The organism is Mediterraneibacter massiliensis (assembly GCF_001487105.1).
Classification (GTDB): Bacteria; Bacillota; Clostridia; order Lachnospirales; family Lachnospiraceae; genus Mediterraneibacter; species Mediterraneibacter massiliensis.
Genome location: NZ_LN913001.1, coordinates 1,496,310 through 1,516,448 on the forward strand (window position 1 = coordinate 1,496,310; position 20,139 = coordinate 1,516,448).

General features: G+C 43.2%; 16 protein-coding genes and 1 tRNA gene. 15 read left to right on the top strand and 2 right to left on the bottom strand.

Annotated features, from left to right (window positions below):
• The first annotated feature begins 50 nt into the window (after window positions 1-50).
• The 4 genes from gpmI (at window position 51) to BN3282_RS11345 (ending at window position 3,275) form a co-directional block, all read left to right on the top strand.
• Window positions 51-1,589, top strand: coding sequence for a 2,3-bisphosphoglycerate-independent phosphoglycerate mutase (gpmI, locus tag BN3282_RS11330; RefSeq protein WP_059070428.1), 1,539 nt, complete (start codon window positions 51-53; stop codon window positions 1,587-1,589).
• Window positions 1,590-1,698: 109 nt separating this feature from the next.
• Window positions 1,699-2,202: a GreA/GreB family elongation factor gene (locus BN3282_RS11335; protein ID WP_059069262.1), complete on the top strand. Its 504-nt coding sequence runs from the start codon at window positions 1,699-1,701 to the stop codon at window positions 2,200-2,202.
• A 17-nt stretch (window positions 2,203-2,219) separates the two neighbouring features.
• Complete coding sequence (locus BN3282_RS11340; RefSeq protein ID WP_059069264.1) at window positions 2,220-2,888, top strand: HAD-IA family hydrolase; 669 nt, start codon at window positions 2,220-2,222, stop codon at window positions 2,886-2,888.
• A gap of 138 nt (window positions 2,889-3,026) precedes the next feature.
• Window positions 3,027-3,275 carry a hypothetical protein gene (locus tag BN3282_RS11345; protein WP_059069265.1) on the top strand — a complete coding sequence of 83 codons (249 nt, stop codon included), beginning with the start codon at window positions 3,027-3,029 and terminating at the stop codon, window positions 3,273-3,275.
• A gap of 134 nt (window positions 3,276-3,409) precedes the next feature.
• Here BN3282_RS11345 and BN3282_RS11350 read toward each other — a convergent pair whose 3' ends face one another.
• The gene (locus BN3282_RS11350; RefSeq protein WP_059069267.1) at window positions 3,410-7,651 is read right to left on the bottom strand and encodes a 2-hydroxyacyl-CoA dehydratase; all 4,242 of its coding nucleotides are present in this window, start codon (window positions 7,649-7,651) and stop codon (window positions 3,410-3,412) included.
• A gap of 286 nt (window positions 7,652-7,937) precedes the next feature.
• Between BN3282_RS11350 and BN3282_RS11355 the strand changes: the two genes are divergently transcribed.
• From BN3282_RS11355 to BN3282_RS11375, 5 genes are all read left to right on the top strand, one after another.
• Entirely contained in the window at window positions 7,938-8,783 is an 846-nt protein-coding gene (locus tag BN3282_RS11355; RefSeq protein WP_059069269.1) for a rhomboid family intramembrane serine protease, read from the top strand.
• A 42-nt stretch (window positions 8,784-8,825) separates the two neighbouring features.
• Complete coding sequence (pyk, locus tag BN3282_RS11360) at window positions 8,826-10,262, top strand: pyruvate kinase (RefSeq protein WP_059069271.1); 1,437 nt, start codon at window positions 8,826-8,828, stop codon at window positions 10,260-10,262.
• A gap of 189 nt (window positions 10,263-10,451) precedes the next feature.
• Window positions 10,452-11,162: a TrmB family transcriptional regulator gene (locus BN3282_RS11365; protein ID WP_059070430.1), complete on the top strand. Its 711-nt coding sequence runs from the start codon at window positions 10,452-10,454 to the stop codon at window positions 11,160-11,162.
• On the top strand, window positions 11,159-12,427 hold the full coding sequence (locus tag BN3282_RS11370; RefSeq protein ID WP_059069273.1) for a diaminopimelate decarboxylase: 1,269 nt from the start codon (window positions 11,159-11,161) through the stop codon (window positions 12,425-12,427). Before BN3282_RS11365 ends, BN3282_RS11370 begins: the two co-directional genes overlap by 4 nt.
• A 66-nt stretch (window positions 12,428-12,493) precedes the next feature.
• Window positions 12,494-12,576, top strand: a tRNA-Leu gene (locus BN3282_RS11375).
• A gap of 111 nt (window positions 12,577-12,687) precedes the next feature.
• Here BN3282_RS11375 and BN3282_RS11380 read toward each other — a convergent pair.
• Window positions 12,688-13,326 carry an HAD family hydrolase gene (locus BN3282_RS11380; protein ID WP_059069275.1) on the bottom strand — a complete coding sequence of 213 codons (639 nt, stop codon included), beginning with the start codon at window positions 13,324-13,326 and terminating at the stop codon, window positions 12,688-12,690.
• 130 nt (window positions 13,327-13,456) lie between these two features.
• Here BN3282_RS11380 and polA point away from each other — a divergent pair, with 130 nt between their 5' ends.
• From polA to BN3282_RS11410, 6 genes are read left to right on the top strand one after another with little or no spacing between them, the layout of a single operon-like run.
• Complete coding sequence (gene polA / locus BN3282_RS11385) at window positions 13,457-16,072, top strand: DNA polymerase I (RefSeq protein WP_059069277.1); 2,616 nt, start codon at window positions 13,457-13,459, stop codon at window positions 16,070-16,072.
• A 42-nt stretch (window positions 16,073-16,114) separates the two neighbouring features.
• Window positions 16,115-16,699: a dephospho-CoA kinase gene (coaE, locus tag BN3282_RS11390; protein WP_059069279.1), complete on the top strand. Its 585-nt coding sequence runs from the start codon at window positions 16,115-16,117 to the stop codon at window positions 16,697-16,699.
• Entirely contained in the window at window positions 16,696-17,493 is a 798-nt protein-coding gene (locus BN3282_RS11395) for an MBL fold metallo-hydrolase (protein ID WP_059069281.1), read from the top strand. The genes coaE and BN3282_RS11395 overlap by 4 nt, the downstream gene beginning before the upstream one ends.
• Window positions 17,494-17,514: 21 nt before the next feature.
• Window positions 17,515-17,787 (top strand): ACT domain-containing protein, encoded by a 273-nt coding sequence (locus BN3282_RS11400; protein WP_059069283.1) that lies wholly within the window; start codon window positions 17,515-17,517, stop codon window positions 17,785-17,787.
• 29 nt (window positions 17,788-17,816) lie between these two features.
• Window positions 17,817-19,181 (top strand): PFL family protein, encoded by a 1,365-nt coding sequence (locus BN3282_RS11405; RefSeq protein ID WP_059069285.1) that lies wholly within the window; start codon window positions 17,817-17,819, stop codon window positions 19,179-19,181.
• A 15-nt stretch (window positions 19,182-19,196) separates the two neighbouring features.
• Window positions 19,197-20,057 (top strand): DegV family protein, encoded by an 861-nt coding sequence (locus BN3282_RS11410; RefSeq protein WP_059069287.1) that lies wholly within the window; start codon window positions 19,197-19,199, stop codon window positions 20,055-20,057.
• Window positions 20,058-20,139 lie beyond the last annotated feature (82 nt).

Sequence of the window (20,139 nt, forward strand, 5' to 3'; positions counted from 1 at the left end):
ACGGGTACAATAAGTACCGGAAGATGAATCGATGTAAAGGAGAAAAGAATATGAGTAAAAAACCAACCGTATTGATGATATTAGATGGATATGGGTTAAATAATACAAGAAAAGGGAATGCGGTCGCAGAGGCAAAAACACCTGTTATGGATTCCCTGATGGCAGACTATCCGTTTGTAAAAGGAAATGCAAGTGGGATGGCAGTTGGTCTTCCGGAAGGCCAGATGGGAAATTCAGAGGTAGGACATCTGAATATGGGCGCCGGCAGGATCGTATATCAGGAATTGACAAAGATTACAAAGTCGATCCAGGACGGAGATTTTTTTGAAAATCAGGCGCTGCTTGAAGCGTGTGAAAATGTAAAGAAAAATAATTCCGCCTTACATCTGATGGGCCTGGTATCAGACGGTGGAGTGCACAGCCATAATACACATATTTATGGACTTTTAGAACTGGCAAAAAAGAAAGGATTAAAAAAAGTATATGTACATTGTTTCTTAGATGGACGTGATACACCGCCTGCTTCCGGGAAAGAGTTTGTGGAAGAACTGGAAGCAAAAATGCAAGAAATCGGTGTAGGAGAAGTTGCAACTGTTTCCGGTCGTTATTATGCGATGGACAGGGACAATCGGTGGGATCGTGTGGAAAGAGCGTATAAGGCTCTTGTAAAAGGCGAAGGTGTAAAAGCATCTTCTGCTCCGGCAGGCATCCAGGCTTCTTATGACGTTGAAAAAACAGATGAATTCGTAGAACCTATGGTAATCGAAAAAGACGGCGTTCCGACTGCAACTATAAAAGAGAAGGATTCTGTGATCTTCTTTAATTTCCGTCCGGATCGTGCAAGAGAGTTGACAAGAACATTCTGTGACGATGACTTTACAGGTTTTGACAGAGGCAGCCGTATTAAGACAACATTTGTATGTTTTACAGAATATGATGTGACGATTGAAAATAAATCTGTTGCTTTTGTAAAAGAGAAGATCACGAATACATTCGGAGAATTTCTTGCTGCTAATGGCTTGAAACAGGCAAGGATAGCGGAGACAGAAAAATATGCTCATGTCACCTTTTTCTTTAATGGTGGTGTGGAGGAACCAAATGAAGGAGAAGATAGGATCTTGGTAAAATCTCCAAAGGTTGCTACGTATGATCTGAAGCCGGAGATGAGCGCATATGAAGTATGTGATAAGTTGGTAGAAGCGATCAAAGCGGATAAATATGATGTCATTATCATCAATTTTGCCAATCCGGATATGGTAGGGCATACGGGCGTAGAGACAGCTGCCATTGCTGCCATAGAGGCAGTGGACAAGTGTGTAGGGAGAACAGTAGATGCGATCAAAGAAGTAGACGGGCAGCTGTTTATCTGTGCAGATCACGGCAATGCTGAGCAGCTGATCGATGAAGAGACCGGAGAAGCATTTACAGCGCATACGACCAATCCGGTACCGTTTATCATCGTAAACGCAGATCCATCCTATAAACTCAGAGAAGGCGGTTGTCTTGCGGATATAGCGCCTACCCTGATCGAGATGATGGGGTTGGAACAGCCGAAAGAAATGACAGGAAGTTCTCTGTTGATAAAATAAGGCCGGCAGAAGCCAGACAGCCTTAAAAAATAAAACTGTGCAGCGCCGGTGTGCTAAGAAGAAATTCTTATGTACGTCGGCGTTTGACTTTAAGAAAATGGGAGGAAATATGCGGGAAAGATTGACAAAAAGTGATGTGAAAAAGATACAAGAAGAGATAGAGCATAGAAAACTGGTCGAGAGAAAAGAACTGATAGAAGCGGTAAAAGAAGCGCGGTCTCATGGCGACTTGAGTGAAAATTTTGAATACCATGCAGCGAAAAAAGAAAAAAATCGAAATGAGAGTAGAATACACTATTTGGAGAGAATGTTAAAAACAGCGGAAATCGTGGAAGATCATTCGAAGAATGACGAGGTTGGATTGAATAATACAGTGGAAATATATTGTGAAGATGATAAGGAGACAGAGACATACCGCATTGTTACTTCTGTCAGAGGAAGTTCTTTGAATGGACTGATCAGTATTGAATCTCCTTTAGGCAAGGCAGTGCTCGGGAAAAAAGAAGGGGAGCGCGCCTATGTAAAAGTGAATGAAAGTACAGGCTATTATGTAGTCATTAAAAAAATCATAAAAACACAGGATGAGGCAGAGGACAAAATCCGAAGTTATTGACAGAAAGGGGAAAGAAGATGGGGATTCATACGATAGCTTTTGATCTGGATGGAACGATCACGGATTCCGGACCTGGAATCTTAAACAGTATAAACTATGCGCTTGAGAAGTCCGGCAGGCAGAGAGAAGATACAGAGAAGCTTAAATGCTTTATAGGGCCGCCTCTTGCCGGACAATTCGAAAAATTCTGTAATATTACCAGGGAAGAGAGCCTTCAGATGGTGCAGTATTACCGTGAATACTACAGCGTAAAAGGAATCTTTGAAAATCGTGTATATGAAGGAATGGAAAAAGTATTTCAAAGCCTGATTGAACATGATTTTCGGCTAGTGATCGCGACTTCTAAGCCAGAACATTTTGCCAAAATCATAGCGAAACATTTTGGTTTTGATAAATATTTTGCGTTCATAGGCGGAGCATTATTGGATGAAGGCAGAACAGATAAGACAGAAGTCATAGAATATGTACTGGAGCATTTTCAGATCAGAGACAGAAAAGAAATCTTGATGGTAGGAGACCGTTCCTATGATATGATTGGAGCGGCGCAGACCGGCGTGCATTCTCTTGGCGTATTATACGGTTATGGCAGCCGGGAAGAACTAGAGGAGGCGAAGGCGGAGCGCCTTGTATCTGTACCAGAAGAGATTGCATCTGTTATTATAAAAAATGCAGAAAATTGGATTTAACATAAAATTAATCAAGAGAAAAGAATAATTTTTACAAGTTGTCCTTACAATAAGAGCAGTTCCTTTGATCGGGGATATCCATATGTCAGATAGTGAAAAGTATATGACAATATTTTAAAGAATTGTGAGGGCGATAAGATGTACAAAGGATTATGGAAATTGACAGAACGATATACGGAGAGAGAAACAGGCGTGTCTGTATATCTTGCGACACTGATCCTGCTTTGGACAGCTCTGGCCATATTTGCAGGAGTATTTGTCTGTGCAGCTGAGAAAAAGGATATAGTAAAATGCCTGGCAGACATCGTATGCACAGGGGCATATGCAGGCATCATATTTGGATTATGCGGAGGGATATTCTTTCTCTGTAAACATACAAAAATATAAATTGAACCGACGAACTGCCTTTTATAGAGAAAGTAAAATTTATCATAGAAGGTCGCAAAGAAACAGATCATACCTTGTTTGCATGTAAGCAAGGTATGATCTGTTTTTTTGCACGGTTTGTTGCTTTGTTCAATTTATATATGCATATTTTTATTTGCTGTGGACAACATGAGTTTGATACGGTTTAATTGGTTTACTTCACTGGCGCCGGGGTCGAAATCGATTGCCACGATATTGGATTGAGGGTAACGGCGCCGCAATTCCTTTATGACACCTTTTCCTACAACATGGTTCGGAAGGCAGGCAAAAGGTTGTGTGCACACGATATTGCCTGCGCCGCTGTGAATGAGTTCCAGCATTTCTCCAGTGAGGAACCAGCCTTCCCCGGTCTGATTTCCTATGGAAACAATTTCTGAAGCCATTTTTGCTAAGTCTTCAATATGGACAGGCGGGGCAAAATGTTTACTTTGGCTAAATGCCTTTGAAGCAGGAGCACGGAACCATTCTATCACTTTAATTCCTAAGTTTCCGATGAGTGCTTTGCTTTTTTTCATGCCAAGATGAGAAACCTTGAAATTTTGGTTGTAAAAACAGTAGAGCAAAAAGTCAGTCAGATCAGGCACGACTGCTTCTGCACCTTCACTTTCCAGCAGATCGACCAGGTGATTGTTTGCGGCAGGAAGAAACTTGACAAGAATTTCTCCTACAATTCCGACACGCGGCTTTTGAATTGGCAAGAGTTCAATATGATCAAAATCATCTATAATGTCCTGGCATAATTTTTTGAATCTGCGGCGGGATGGATAACCGCAGGACAGAAATTCCTTGCATACCTGCGCCCATTTGCGGTGGACAGCATTGACCGTACCAGCGACAGCCTCATAAGGACGCATCCGATAGACACATTTCATGAAAATATCACCGAGTACGACGGAATAAACACCACGCAGGACAAGAGAAGGAGTCAGCTTGAACCCGGGGTTGCCTTCCAGTCCGCTTAAGTTGACAGAGATAACAGGGATGTGCCCGTATCCTGCTTTTTTTAAAGCGCGCCGTATAAAACCGATGTAGTTGGAGGCGCGGCATCCTCCGCCTGTCTGGCTGATAATGACTGCCAGGTGGTCTGTATCGTATTTGCCGGATAAAATGGCGTCTAAGATCTGCCCGACTACTATGAGGGACGGATAGCAGGCATCATTATTTACGTATTTTAAGCCCATGTCTACAGACTGCTTATTGTCATTTGGAAGAATTTCTACTTTGTATCCTGCCGATCGGAATGCTGCTTCTAAAAGCTCAAAATGTATGGGTGACATCTGTGGACAAAGGATCGTATGAGTCTTTCGCATTTCTTTTGTAAAGGGTACCTTTTCGATAGAAGAAGGATGGATCTCGCGTTTTGTCTTATGTTGATCTCGCACACGTATCGCCGCAAGAAGAGAACGGACACGGATCCTTGCCGCACCTAGGTTATTCACTTCATCGATTTTTAGTGTTGTATATATTTTGCCGGAATTTGTCAGAATCTCTGCTACCTGATCTGTGGTCACGGCATCCAGACCACAGCCAAAGGAGTTTAGCTGTATCAGATCCAGATTGTCTGTTGTTTTTACATAATTTGCCGCTGCGTACAAGCGGGAATGATACATCCATTGATCCATGACGTTTAGAGGACGCTCTACCGGATTCAGGTGGGAGATAGAGTCCTCTGTCAGCACAGCTATATTATAGGAATTGATCATCTCAGGTAGACCGTGATGTACTTCCGGATCGATATGATAAGGTCTGCCGGCGAGGACGATTCCCCGATTGCCGGTTTCTTTTAAGAAACGGATCGTTTCCTCCCCTTTTTTGCGCATATCCTCACGGCATGAGGAAAGTTCCTTCCATGCGTCATGGACAGCAGATCTGACAGCTTCTTTGGAAAGAGAAAATGTACCCTTCAATTCTTCAAACAAACGATAGGAAAGGGTGTCTTCATTCTGGAAGGATAAAAACGGATGTATAAAATCTACTTCTTTGTGAACGATCGGATCCATATTGTTCTTTATATTTTCTGGATAGGAAGTAACGATCGGGCAGTTATAGTGATTGTTCGCCTCCTTGAATTCCTCTCTTTCATAAGGGATAGAAGGATAAAAAATGTGTTTTATCCCTTTGTTGATCAGCCATTGTACATGCCCGTGCGCAAGTTTTGCGGGATAACATTCAGATTCACTTGGAATCGATTCGATCCCGAGTTCATATATTTTTCGGGTGGAAGCTGGAGAAAGAATAACTCGGAACCCCAGTTTTGTGAAAAAGGTAAACCAAAACGGATAATTTTCATATATATTCAGAACGCGCGGGATACCGATCGTCCCTCTTTGCGCATCTTCTTCTTTGAGCGGTGTATAGTCAAAATACCGGTGAAACTTGTAATCAAACAAATTTGGAAGGGCATTAGAAGATTTTTCTTTTCCCAATCCGCGCTCACAGCGATTTCCGGTGATAAATTTTCGCCCACCGCTGAAATGGTTGATCGTCAGACGACAGTTGTTTGTACATCCTCTGCATTTGGTCATAGTGGTAGAATATTCCAGATTTTCGATGTCTTCGATAGAAAGCATGGTAGTACCTTTACAGTCCGCATAACGCTCTCTTGCGATGAGGGCCGCTCCAAAAGCACCCATGATTCCGGCAATATCCGGGCGGATAGCCTCACAGTCTGCTATTTTCTCAAAACTTCTAAGAACTGCATTATTGTAGAATGTACCTCCTTGTACGACGATATGGTCTCCAAGTTCAGAAGCGTCCGACACTTTGATTACTTTAAACAGGGCATTTTTAATAACGGAATAGGCGAGGCCTGCGGAAATATCGGCGACAGAAGCCCCTTCTTTTTGTGCCTGTTTTACCTTGGAATTCATAAATACAGTACACCGCGTTCCAAGGTCGATCGGATTTTGAGCATAGAGCGCCTCATGAGCGAAATCCTCTACGCTGTAATTTAAAGATTTGGCAAATGTTTCTATAAAAGAACCACAGCCGGAGGAACATGCTTCATTTAACTGTACACTGTCTACGGTTTGATTTTTAATTTTGATACATTTCATATCCTGACCGCCGATATCCAGTATACAATCTACGTCCGGTTCAAAGTAGGAAGCGGCATAGTAGTGGGATACCGTTTCTACCTCGCCTTCATCCAACAGCAGAGCAGCTTTGATCAATGCCTCACCATATCCGGTGGAACAAGAGTGTACAATCTCCACATCTTCCGGCAACTGGCTGTATATGTCTTTGATAGCTGCTATAGTAGTACCAAGTGGATCTCCCTCATTGTTATGATAAAAAGAATAAAGGAGGGTGCCATCCTCACCGACAAGTGCGGCCTTTGTAGTTGTAGAACCCGCATCAATTCCTAGAAAGGCTTTTCCGTGATACGTAGCTAAGTCTTTGAACGGAACCTGATGCTTTTCATGCCGAGAAATAAAAGTTTCATATTCCGCGGCAGTTGCAAATAGCGGTTCCATGCGGTCAACTTCAAAATCCATTTGGATCTTGTCTTCTAGGCGTTTTTGAAGAGACTGCAGTTCCATTTTGCAGTCTTTTTTAGAATTTAAGGCAGAACCGATCGCTGCAAAAAGATGGGAATGTTTGGGCGCGATGATATGTTCTTCGTCCAGCTTCAGCGTCCGTATGAACGCTTCCCGCAGTTCAGACAGAAAATGAAGAGGTCCGCCTAAAAATGCCACATGCCCACGGATCGGCTTTCCGCAGGCAAGTCCGCTGATCGTCTGATTAACAACTGCCTGAAAGATAGAAGCGGAAAGATCCTCTTTGGAGGCGCCTTCATTGATCAGAGGCTGAATATCTGATTTTGCGAACACGCCGCATCGGGCAGCAATGGAATAAAGTGCTTTATACTGTTTTGCATATGCATTTAAACCGGAAGCATCGGTCTGTAAAAGAGAAGCCATCTGGTCGATAAAAGAGCCGGTACCTCCTGCACATACGCCGTTCATACGCTGTTCTACATTTCCCCCTTCGAAATAGATGATTTTTGCGTCTTCGCCGCCTAATTCAATGGCGACATCTGTCTGTGGCGCATAGTCCTGCAGTGCTGTAGATACGGCGATCACCTCCTGGACAAAAGGGACTTCCAGGTGTTTGGCAAGTGTAAGGCCGCCGGAACCAGTGATGACAGGGGAGACAGAAATAGGACCAAGCTTGTAAAGCGCTCTTCCAAGAAGGTCGGAAAGGGTTTCCTGGATATTGGCAAAATGCCGTTCGTAATCAGAAAATAAGACTTCGTTATCTGTATTTAAGACAGCGATCTTTACTGTCGTAGAACCAATATCAATTCCAAGAGTATGTAATTCATTTAAATTCATAAATATAACCTCGTTTTCATTTGATCTATGCTCAGTTACTTCCTATTAAATGTGTTCTTGTTTTTACAACAATTTACATTATACGACAGGATGTATAAAAAGACAATTGTCATTATTATGCGGGTTTGCAAAATAATTCCAGGCCGCTATAGGAAATTTAGATAAAGATACGGTTAAAAAGAGAAAAAGTGCACAACAACTGTTTGACAAACTGGGGGCATAACGTTACAATACTCAATGAATATACTCATTGGGTATAAATTTGGAGAATAAGGAGTAGAAATCTTTGAACTGGCTAAATAAATTAGAGCGAAAATTTGGACGTTTTGCAATCTCAAATCTGACAATGTATTTGCTGGCAGGTTATGTGATCGGGTTTGGAATCCTGCATCTTATGCCGCAGCTTATAGGCTGGATTACGCTGGAACCGGCGCTGATCCTGAGAGGACAGATATGGAGACTGATATCTTGGGTACTGATACCGCCGACAACGAATATAATATCTCTGTTGTTTTTAGTACTTTTATACTATTCTCTTGGCACAGCTTTAGAAAGAGCATGGGGAACTTTTCGTTATAATGTATATATTTTTTCTGGAATCTTGTTTACCGTCATCGCTACATGCATCTTATACGGCGTGCTCTATGGAATATACGGGTTCTCAGTATCTCTTTCCAGTGTGGGGATGATCAGTACAAATTATATTACAATGTCGATCTTCCTTGCGTTTGCCGCTATGTATCCGGATATGGAAATATTGCTGTATTTTATCCTGCCGATCAAAATGAAGTGGATGGCGCTTGTGTATGCGGCAATGGCGCTGTACTATTTTGTTATGGGCGGCATCGCTACGAAAGTGGCGGTCGGCGCGTCGCTTTTGAACTTTATTATTTTTTTCTTGTCCAGCAGGAATGTAAAACCCTATACACCGAAGGAAAGAGCGAGAAAAGCAAAATTTAAGCAGCAGACACGCCCGCATATGACATATGCAAATGGAGCAAGGCATCGCTGTGCTGTCTGCGGACGTACAGAACTGGACGATCCTACATTGGAGTTTAGATTTTGCTCAAAATGCAATGGGAATTATGAGTATTGTCAGGATCATTTATTTACGCATGAGCATGTAAAATAGATGTTTTATAGAAGTTGTGTGAGAGAAAAGGAGAGCTAGAAAATGAAAAAGACAAAAGTGGTTTGTACAATGGGACCAAACACAAATGACAGAGAACTTATGAGAAAACTTATCCAAAACGGAATGGATGTAGCGCGTTTTAACTTTTCTCATGGAGATTATGCTGAACATAAAGGGCGGATGGATATGTTGAAGCAGCTCCGTGAAGAAGAACATAGTAATACAGCAATCCTTTTAGACACCAAGGGACCTGAGATCAGAACAGGACTTCTGAAAGCGGGAAAAAAAGTAACACTGAAAGAAGGAGAACAGTTTACCCTGACGATCGATGAAATAGAAGGTGATGAAAAGAAAGTATCCATTTCCTATGCAGGGCTTGCAGAAGATGTGGAGATTGGGAAAACGATACTGATCGATGATGGTCTGATCGGTCTGCGTGTGACCGGAAAGACAGAAAAAGATATTATCTGCACAGTGATTAACGGCGGAGAGCTGGGGGAGCGCAAGGGGGTAAATGTGCCGAATGTAGCTGTCAGACTTCCGGCAATCACACAGAAAGACAAAGAAGACTTAAAATTTGGAGTGGAACAAGGCGTTGATTTTATTGCGGCATCGTTTGTGAGAAATGCGGAATGTATATTAGAGATACGCGCCTATTTAAAAGAACTAGGCTCACCGTATATTCCGATCATCGCAAAAGTGGAAAATGCGGAAGGAATACAGAATATTGATGAGATCATACGGGCGGCAGATGGAGTCATGGTCGCACGAGGTGATCTGGGAGTAGAGATTCCGGCTGAAGAAGTTCCGTATCTCCAGAAAATGATCATTCAGAAGTGCAATAGTAATTTTAAGACGGTTATTACGGCTACACAGATGCTGGATTCTATGATACGCAATCCAAGACCCACCAGAGCAGAGGTAACCGATGTGGCGAACGCTGTATATGACGGCACAGACGCCGTGATGCTTTCTGGTGAGACTGCGCAGGGAAAATATCCGCTGGAATCGCTTCAGATGATGGTGCATATCATTGAAAATACAGAACAGCATCTGGAATATGATCTGATGCTGGAAAAGGCAGGGGAGCATTTAAAAGCAGGGGTATCCAGTGCAATTGGCTATTCTTCTGTTCTTGCAGCGGCAAATCTGCATGCGAAATGTATCATCACGCCTTCCGTCTCAGGAGCTACAACAAGAGTGGTTTCTAATTTGCGGCCGAAGCAGGAGATATTGGGTGTTACTCCAAATGAAAGGACGCTGCGCAGGATGTCTATATACTGGGGAGTGCGTCCTATTAAATCCCTGGAGTTTGATACGACAGAGGATATTTGCAACGGAGCGATAGAACTGGCTGTTGTGAAACAATATGTAGAGCCGGGAGATATAGTTGTTTTGACTGCGGGTATCCCATCTCCGAATGTGAAGAAGGAGAGAAGTGGTGTGAGCAATATGATGAGAATTGCTACGGTTGAGTAGAACAGATAAATAAGATGAGGGTGTCTTAAAAGTCATAAAAAGACTTGCGAGATACCCTCATTTGACAATCTATAAGAAAAGAGAGAAAAGTACGGTAGGAAAATTGGAATTGTGCGTTGACATATCGTTGGATATACTGTATAGTGTTTCTGAAAAGAACTACTAAAAATGCCGGAAAGAAAGAGGAATATGGATAAACATCAATTTACAGAATATTTATTGAGTTTTGGTTTGACCAGACAGGAGGCCGGCGTGTATGAAAAGCTTCTGCTAAATGGAAAACAGACCGGTTATGAAGCGGCGAAAGAAACAGGGATTTCCCGGTCGAATGTGTATGGAGCTCTCGCGGCGTTGGTGGAAAAGGGGGCGGCCCATGTTGTAGAAGGTACCGCCAAAAAATATATGCCTGTCCCATTGGAGGAGTTTCTGGAAAATTACATGAAAAAACTGGAAAAGGAAAAAAGCTGGCTGCTTGCAAATATACCATCGGCAAAGACAGAAGAGGAAGGGTATATTACGATTGAAGGTGTGCAGAACGTCTATAATAAAATGACAAACCTTCTGTTGCGGGCAAAAGAACGTGTCTATGTATCTTGTTCGAGGACATGTCTGGAAAGTTTGAGACAAGAATTAGAGACGCTTTTGGCGAAAGGAAAGAGAGTCGTAGTCGTAACAGACTATCCGGCGGTGCTCAAAGGAGCGGAAGTTTATGTGGCAGATGACAGAGGGAGCCAGATCGGGATCATTGTTGATTCCGTATATGTCCTGTCAGGAGAATATGGAGATGGGAGTATGAATACTTGTTTGTATTCCGGACAGAGCAATTTTGTGAAGTTATTTAAAAGTGCGATGGCAAATGAGATCAAATTGATTACACTACAGGGAGGAAAGATAAAATGAATAAAGAAACGTTTGTGACAAAGGAACAGTTAGATAAAATTACACAAGAATACCCAACCCCTTTTCATCTCTATGATGAAAAGGGAATCCGCAAGAATGTAGAAGCGTTGAAAGAGGCGTTTGCCTGGAATCCGGGATATAAAGAATATTTCGCGGTAAAGGCGACACCCAATCCCTTCCTGATCGATATTTTGAAAGAATATGGATGCGGCTGTGATTGTTCCTCTTATACGGAGCTGATGCTCTCGGATGCAGTGGGGATCCGGGGAGAAGATATTATGTTTTCTTCTAATGACACGCCGGAAGAAGATTTTCAGATGGCAGATAGACTGGGCGCGATCATCAATTTAGATGATATCACACATATTGCATATCTGGAAAAAGCAATCGGACATATTCCGGAGACGATCAGCTGCCGATATAATCCAGGCGGACTTTTTAAGATCAGTAATGATATTATGGATAATCCGGGGGATGCAAAATATGGCATGACGACAGAACAGCTGTCTGAGGCGTATAAAATTTTGAAGGAAAAAGGGGCGAAGGAATTTGGTCTGCACGCTTTTCTGGCAAGTAATACGGTGACAAATGAGTATTATCCTATGCTTGCAAAGGTTTTGTTCAAACAGGCGGTAAAACTTCAGCAGGAAACAGGTGTGCATATTAAGTTTATCAATCTTTCCGGGGGAATCGGAATTCCTTATCATCCGGATCAGGAGCCAAATGATATCCGTATGATCGGAGAAGGTGTGCGCCGTGTCTATGAAGAAGTACTAGTGCCTGCCGGAATGGGAGATATGGCAATCTATACAGAACTTGGAAGATTTATGATGGGGCCGTATGGATGCCTTGTGACAAAAGCGATTCATGAAAAGCATACGCATAAAGAATATATCGGGGTTGACGCCTGCGCAGTCAATCTGATGCGTCCGGCTATGTATGGAGCTTATCATCATATTACAGTGATGGGCAAAGAAAACCAGCCTCATGATCATAAATATGATATTACGGGTTCGCTTTGTGAAAATAATGATAAGTTTGCCATAGACAGGATGCTGCCTAAAATTGATATAGGAGATTATCTGGTGATCCATGATACAGGAGCGCATGGTTTTTCTATGGGATATAGTTATAATGGCAAGCTAAAATCTGCGGAATTGCTTTTAAAAGAGGATGGCAGCGTAAAATTGATCCGCCGGGCAGAGAAGCCGAAAGATTATTTTGCGACGTTTGATTGTTTTGAAATAGGAAAAAAATTGCTTTAATTAGGGCTTGCATTATGGAAAATGCTGTGATATAATTATTTTCGGCTTCTGATAGAAGCCGCATATGCGGATGTGGCGGAATGGCAGACGCACAAGACTCAAAATCTTGCGTAGGTGACTACGTGTGGGTTCAAGTCCCACCATCCGCAGTATGTGAGAGCGGCAGATTTGCCGCTCTTTTTATGTAAATAAAGCAGGAAGAAATCCGTCGTCTGGATAGATTTCTTCCTGCCTTTTTCAATCTGGATGAAAACAGGTTTTTAACGAAAGAAGTTGGGAGACAGTGTGAGTAATTCGGAAAAAGCGTGGATACGCACAGGCGCCTCTTTTACTTCACCAAATCCATAGTCGGCATAGATAAAGGGGATTCCTGCCTCTTTGCAGGCATCACAGTCACCCTGTGTATCTCCTACATATACCGCTTTCTCCAAATGATTTCTTTTCATGAGTGTCAAGATCGTCTGCCCTTTAGATGTATTTGTCTGGCCAAAACAGAGGGTATCCTGAATAAAAGGTGTGATGCCGGTTGTTTCCAGCAAGAGTTCAATATATCCGCACTGGCAGTTGCTGACAATGAAAAGAGGGTGCTCTTTTGAAAGTGTTTTCAAGGTTTCATATACTTTGTCATAGAGTTTGCCCGGCTTTGTCTTCAGAAGTTGATTTTCATATTCATAACATATATCAAGAATAGTCATTTTTTCTTTATCCGACAGAGTGGGAAAAAGGGTGTTGGCGATTTCGCGCATTGTCTTTCCAAATACATTTTTTAAGATTTCTGCATTGATCTCCATATCGAGCTGTGTGTGATGCTGTATCGCATCTGTCCAGGCCTCTGCCACTGTATCGGTAGAATCCCACAGAGTGCCGTCTACGTCAAATATAATTCCATTTGCAGTCATGTATGTTGTAAACTCCTTTCTGCTGTCTTACTGTATACACAGTTATCATAACATAAAAAGAGCCTTTTAAAAAGAAAGATTTTAGTGTATACTTGTTTCGTGGTGAAAATAGATATAATGGAGATAGATCATGAGAGAAAAAATCGTATTGATAGATGGACACAGTATCTTAAACAGAGCATTTTATGGACTTCCGGATCTGACAAACGCAGAAGGGCTGCATACGAATGCAATCTACGGATTCTTAACGATCCTTTTTAAGATTTTGGATGAGGAAAAACCGCAGTATCTGACGGTTACATTTGATGTGCACGCACCTACTTTCCGACATGAGATGTATGCAGAGTATAAGGGGACTCGAAAACCGATGGCAGAAGAACTACGTCAGCAGGTGCCCGTACTAAAAGAGGTATTAAAGGCAATGCAGATAGAGATTGTTGAACAGGCAGGACTTGAGGCGGATGATCTGCTTGGCACGATTTCTGTCAAATGTGAGGCAGAAGGACTGGATGTGTCTATTATTTCCGGGGATAGGGACACTTTGCAGCTTGCTACAGAACATGTAAAGATCCGGATCCCAAAGACGAAACAAGGCAGGACGGAAGTGGAGGATTACTATGCTGCGGATGTCCTAGAAAAATATAAAGTGACGCCGCAGGAATTTATCGATGTAAAAGCATTGATGGGAGATACTTCTGACAATATCCCCGGTGTGCCGGGAATCGGAGAGAAAACGGCGACAAAGATCATACAAGAATATAAAACGATAGAGGAGGCCTATGCCCATGCGGCAAATTTAAAGCCGCCAAGAGCCGGAAAAAATCTGGAAGAGTACTGGGAGCAGGCGCAGATGAGCAAAACGCTTGCTACGATCCAAACACATGCGGCTATTTCTTTTGATCTGGATGCGGCAAAACATGGGAATATTTATACCAAGGAAGCATATACGTATTTTCAGAGACTGCAGTTTAAAAATCTGCTCCGGCGTTTTGACGTGGAGGCATCTGTAAATGATATAGAAAAGAAGTTTAAAGAAATTACAGACAGGACAGAGACGGAAAAGATTTTTGAAGAGGCATGCATGGCAGAGGTGGTAGGGGCGGCTATCTTAAAAGATGACGGGAATGTACTGCCTTTGTTTGCCCATCCGTCAGGTTATGGAAGAATCGCGCTGGCCTTTGGAGAAGATCAGGTGTATTCGATCCCCTGTGATATGCAGACGGATATGGAATATCTTTTTGCCGGTCTTTCGAAGATCGCTCGGCAGGCAGGAACGTTTGTGATGTGTGATCTGAAGCGATATCTTCCGTTTTTTTCGGAGATAAACAAAGAAAGATGTTTTGATGCAGTCGTTGCGGCCTATTTATTAAATCCTCTTAAAAATGATTATACGTATGAAGATATCGCAAGAGAGCAGTTGGATTTTATGATAGATGCGAATGCAGCAGCGCCGGTCAAGGCGTGTTATGAAGCGTACACCTGTCTGAAAGCGGCAAAGCCATTGACAGACAAGCTCAAAGAAGCGGATATGTATCAGTTGTTTAAGAAAATCGAAATGCCGCTTTTGTTTACACTGTATGCTATGGAACAGGCCGGTATCAAAGTAGAAGCAGAAGAATTAAAAAAGTACGGCGGGCGTCTGGGGGAGCAGATCGTGCAGCTGGAACAGGAAATCTATGAGGCGGCAGGAGAAGAATTTAACATTAATTCTCCAAAACAGCTGGGTGTTATTTTATTTGATAAATTGAAAATGCCGCATGCCAAAAAGACCAAAACAGGATATTCTACTGCCGCTGATGTGTTGGAGAAGCTGGCGCCAGATTTCCCGATCGTGGCGAAAATATTGGAGTATCGGCAGCTTACAAAATTGAAATCTACGTATGCCGACGGTCTGGCAAATTTTATCGGACGAGACGGGAGGATCCATGGAACTTTCAATCAGACGATCACAGCGACGGGGCGTATCAGCAGTACAGAGCCGAATTTGCAGAATATACCGGTCCGCATGGAATTAGGCAGGCTGATCAGAAAAGTGTTTGTCCCAAAGGAAGGCTGTGTTTTTGTGGATGCAGATTATTCTCAGATCGAACTGCGTATCCTCGCACATTGTTCAGGAGACGCGCAGTTGATCCAGGCGTACAGAGAAGCGAAGGATATTCACAGGATGACGGCGTCACAGGTGTTTCACACGCCATTTGAAGAGGTGACGGATGTACAGAGAAGAAATGCGAAGGCGGTAAATTTTGGTATCGTGTACGGAATCAGTTCTTTTGGTCTGAGCCAAGACTTAAGTATCACGAGGAAAGAAGCTGCGGAATATATAGAACATTATTTTGAGACGTATCCGGGCGTGAAGAAATTTTTGGATGATACGGTAAAACAGGCAAAGGAAAAGGGGTATGTGTCTACGCTGTTTGGGAGACGAAGACCCGTGCCTGAACTTAGATCCAGCAATTTTATGCAGCGCTCTTTTGGGGAACGAGTGGCGATGAACGCGCCGATACAGGGAAGCGCGGCAGATATCATCAAGATGGCAATGATAGGCGTAGATAGGGAATTAAAGCGGCGGAATTTAAGATCCAGACTGATCTTGCAGGTGCATGACGAATTACTGATCGAAGCAGAAAAAGAGGAGTTGGAGCAAATCGAAGATATATTGGAAGAACAGATGGAAAAGGCGGCAGATTTGCAGGTACCGCTCATTGTGGACATGCATACAGGACAGAGTTGGTATGAAGCAAAGTAAAGGATGACCGGGAAGCGATCAAGCAAGAGGTACAGAGAAGATATGAAGATCATCGGAGTAACGGGTGGAGTAGGCAGTGGAAAAAGCGCTGTGCTCACAGTTTTAGAAGAAAAGTATGGCGCATATGTATGTCAGCTGGATACGGTGGCAAAGGAACTGCAGAAACCGGGGAGTACATGCCTGGAAAAAATAGTCGCGCTGTTTGGAAGAAGAATTTTAAGGGAAGACGGCAAACTGGACAGACAAAAATTGAGCCGAGAAGTATTTGGAGATCAAGAAAAGTTAAAAAGACTTAATGAGATCGTACATCCGGAGGTGAAGGCGTGGGTCTGCGCAGATATAGAACGCCGGAAAAAAGAGGACCGAAAACTGTATGTCATGGAGGCGGCATTGCTGTTAGAGGCGGGATATGAGCCGCTCTGCGATGAAATATGGTATGTCTATGCGCCAAAAGAAGTGCGTATAAAGAGGCTCCAAGAATCCCGCGGATATACGAGGGAAAAGACGGAAAAGATAGTAGCCTCTCAGCTTGATGAAGAAATGTTTAGAGAAAGATGTACGGCTGTGATCGACAACAGCGGAACATTTGAAAATACAGAGAGACAAATAGGAGACAGAGTATTATGAGAATGTGCAGTATTGCCAGTGGAAGCAGCGGAAACTGTATTTATGTGGGAAGTGACCGTACGCATCTGCTTGTAGATACAGGAATCAGCAAAAAGAGGATCGACGAAGGCTTAAGAGAACTGGAAATAAAAGGAGGAGAATTGGACGGGATCCTGATCACACATGAGCATTCGGATCATATACAAGGGCTGGGCGTGTTCAGCAGAAAATATGAGATTCCGGTATATGCTACACCGGGAACGATCAAGGGAATTTTATCCTATTCGGGGCTGGGGAAAGTACCTAAGGATTTATTTCATCCGATCTACACGGATGAAGAACTCTGCCTGGGTGATATGCGTATTCACCCATTTGCTATTTCACATGACGCGAATGAACCATGCGGATATCGTATGGAATGTGGAGACAAAGCAGTGGCGGTGGCGACAGATCTGGGGGTGTATGACGCATATACAGTAGAAAATCTGAAAAATCTGGATGCAGTGCTTTTGGAGGCGAATCATGACATACATATGCTGGAGGTCGGCGCCTATCCCTACTATCTGAAACAAAGGATCCTTGGGGAAAAAGGGCATCTTTCAAATGAATTGTCAGGACGACTTCTTTGTGATATACTACATGATAATTTGAAGCAGATCATTCTGGGGCATTTAAGCAAAGAGAATAATTATGCAAAATTGGCATATGAAACTGTAAAACTAGAAGTAACGCTTGCGGATAATGCATATAAAGGGGATGACTTGGATATGTTTGTGGCAAAAAGAGATACTGTTTCAAAAATTGTGACAGTTTAGAAAGAGATAGGAGGAAAAAATATGAAGAAATGTATTGTGACAGTTTTGGGGAAAGATACGGTGGGAATCATTGCAAAGGTATGTACGTACCTTGCGGAGAATCAAATCAATATTTTAGATATTTCACAGACGATCATACAGGGATATTTTAATATGATGATGATCGTGGATGTGACAGGCATAGAGAAAGATTTTAAAGTGGTCTGCGATGAACTTGCAGAGATGGGAGAGCAGATTGGGGTGAAAATACACTGCCAGAGAGAAGAAATCTTTGAAAAGATGCACAGACTGTAGAAAAGTTTACGAAGGCGAGGAAAAACGACATGATTAATATGTACGAAGTATCAGAAACGAATAAGATGATCGAGCATGAGAATCTGGATGTGCGTACCATTACACTGGGCATCAGCCTTTTAGACTGCATAGATTCCAATCTGGAAGAAGTGAATCGGAAGATCTATAAAAAGATTACTTCTACGGCGGCAAAGTTAGTAGATACAGGGGCAGATATTGAAAAAGAATTTGGGATCCCAATCGTGAATAAAAGAATTTCTATCACGCCGATTTCACTTGTAGGGGCAGCAGCGTGCAAAAGTCCGGAAGATTTTGTGAGCATTGCGAAAACATTGGATAAGGCGGCGAAAGAAGTGGGCGTGAACTTTATCGGCGGCTATTCAGCCTTAGTGTCCAAGGCGATGACAAAGAGCGATGAATATTTGATCCGTTCTATTCCGCAGGCTCTTGCGCAGACGGAGAGGATCTGCAGTTCCGTCAATGTAGGTTCGACAAAAACAGGCATTAACATGGATGCGGTCCGTTTAAGCGGGGAGATTGTAAAGAGGACGGCGGAGGCTACAAAAGAGCAGGATTCTTTGGGCTGCGCGAAGCTGGTGATCTTCTGTAATGCTCCGGATGACAATCCGTTTATGGCAGGTGCCTTTTTAGGCGTGACGGAAGCAGACGCGGTGATCAATGTAGGTGTAAGCGGACCGGGAGTTGTGAAGAAGGCACTGGAAAAGGTGCGGGGAAAAGGATTTGAGGAACTATGCGAGACGATCAAAAAGACAGCGTTTAAAGTAACACGGGTCGGACAGCTGGTGGCAAAAGAAGCGTCAGAAAGACTGGGAATACCGTTTGGCATCGTAGATCTTTCGCTTGCGCCTACCCCAGCGGTAGGAGACAGCGTAGCGGAAATACTGGAGGAGATTGGTTTGGAAAGAGTTGGGGCTCCGGGAACAACGGCAGCTCTTGCTATGCTCAATGATCAGGTGAAAAAAGGAGGCGTGATGGCATCTTCCTATGTGGGAGGGTTGAGTGGCGCGTTTATCCCGGTCAGTGAGGATCAAGGAATGATTGATGCGGTCAATGCAAGGGCGCTGACGCTGGAAAAATTAGAAGCGATGACATGCGTATGTTCTGTGGGCCTGGATATGATCGCGATTCCGGGAAGAACATCAGAAAGTACGATTGCGGGAATTATAGCAGATGAAATGGCGATCGGTATGGTCAACCAAAAAACAACGGCGGTCAGGCTGATCCCTGTTATTGGGAAAGATGTGGGAGATACGGCGGAATTTGGCGGCCTTTTGGGGTATGCTCCGATCATGCCTGTAAACGAGTTTGGATGCGAGGCATTTGTTGGAAGAAAAGGTCGTATACCTGCTCCAATCCACAGTTTTAAAAACTAAGGCGAGGAAAGAATTATGGGAAAAATTGCGGTTGTAACTGACAGTAACAGTGGAATTACACAGAAAAAGGGAGAAGAACTAGGCATTTCTGTTATCCCGATGCCGTTTTTTATAGATGGAGAACTGTTTCAGGAGGACATTACTCTTACACAGGAAGAATTTTATAAAAAACTGGCAGAGGATTCTGCTATTTCTACTTCCCAGCCGGCACCAGGAGAAGTGCTGCAGCTGTGGGAGAGCCTTTTGAAGGAATATGACGAGATCGTGCATATTCCGATGTCCAGCGGTCTGAGCAGTACCTGTGATACTTCTGTCACGCTGGCAGAAAATTATGAAGACCGAGTGCAGGTTGTAGACAATCAGAGGATTTCTGTCACGCAGGAACAGTCTGTGCTGGATGCGTTATATTTGAGAGATACGGGAAAGAACGCAAAAGAAATAAAAGAAATTCTGGAAAAAGAAAAATTAGAATCCAGTATTTATATTACAGTAGATACATTGAAGTATTTGAAAAAGGGCGGCAGGATCACGCCGGCGGCGGCAGCGCTGGGAACGGTACTCAATTTAAAACCCGTTTTGCAGATACAGGGAGAAAAGTTAGATGCTTATGCGAAAGTGAGAGGATGGAAAGCAGCGAAACGTACCATGCTCAGTGCGATCGAACAGGATATAAACACCCGTTTCGCAGGCAAAGAAGAACAGCTGGTGCTCGGAATGGCCTACACATGCAGTCCGGAAACGGCAGAAGAATGGAAGGGAGAAATACATGCCAGATTTCCGGAGTACGAGATCATGGAGGCGCCTTTATCTCTAAGTGTGGCATGCCATATCGGGCCGGGGGCACTGGCAGTTACATGTACCAAGAAAGTGATGTAATATATAGGAGCAGCGTTATATCCTAAGATAAAAAAGACGACGTCACATGGCTGTATATCTTCGGGCAGAGGCAGAGAACTGC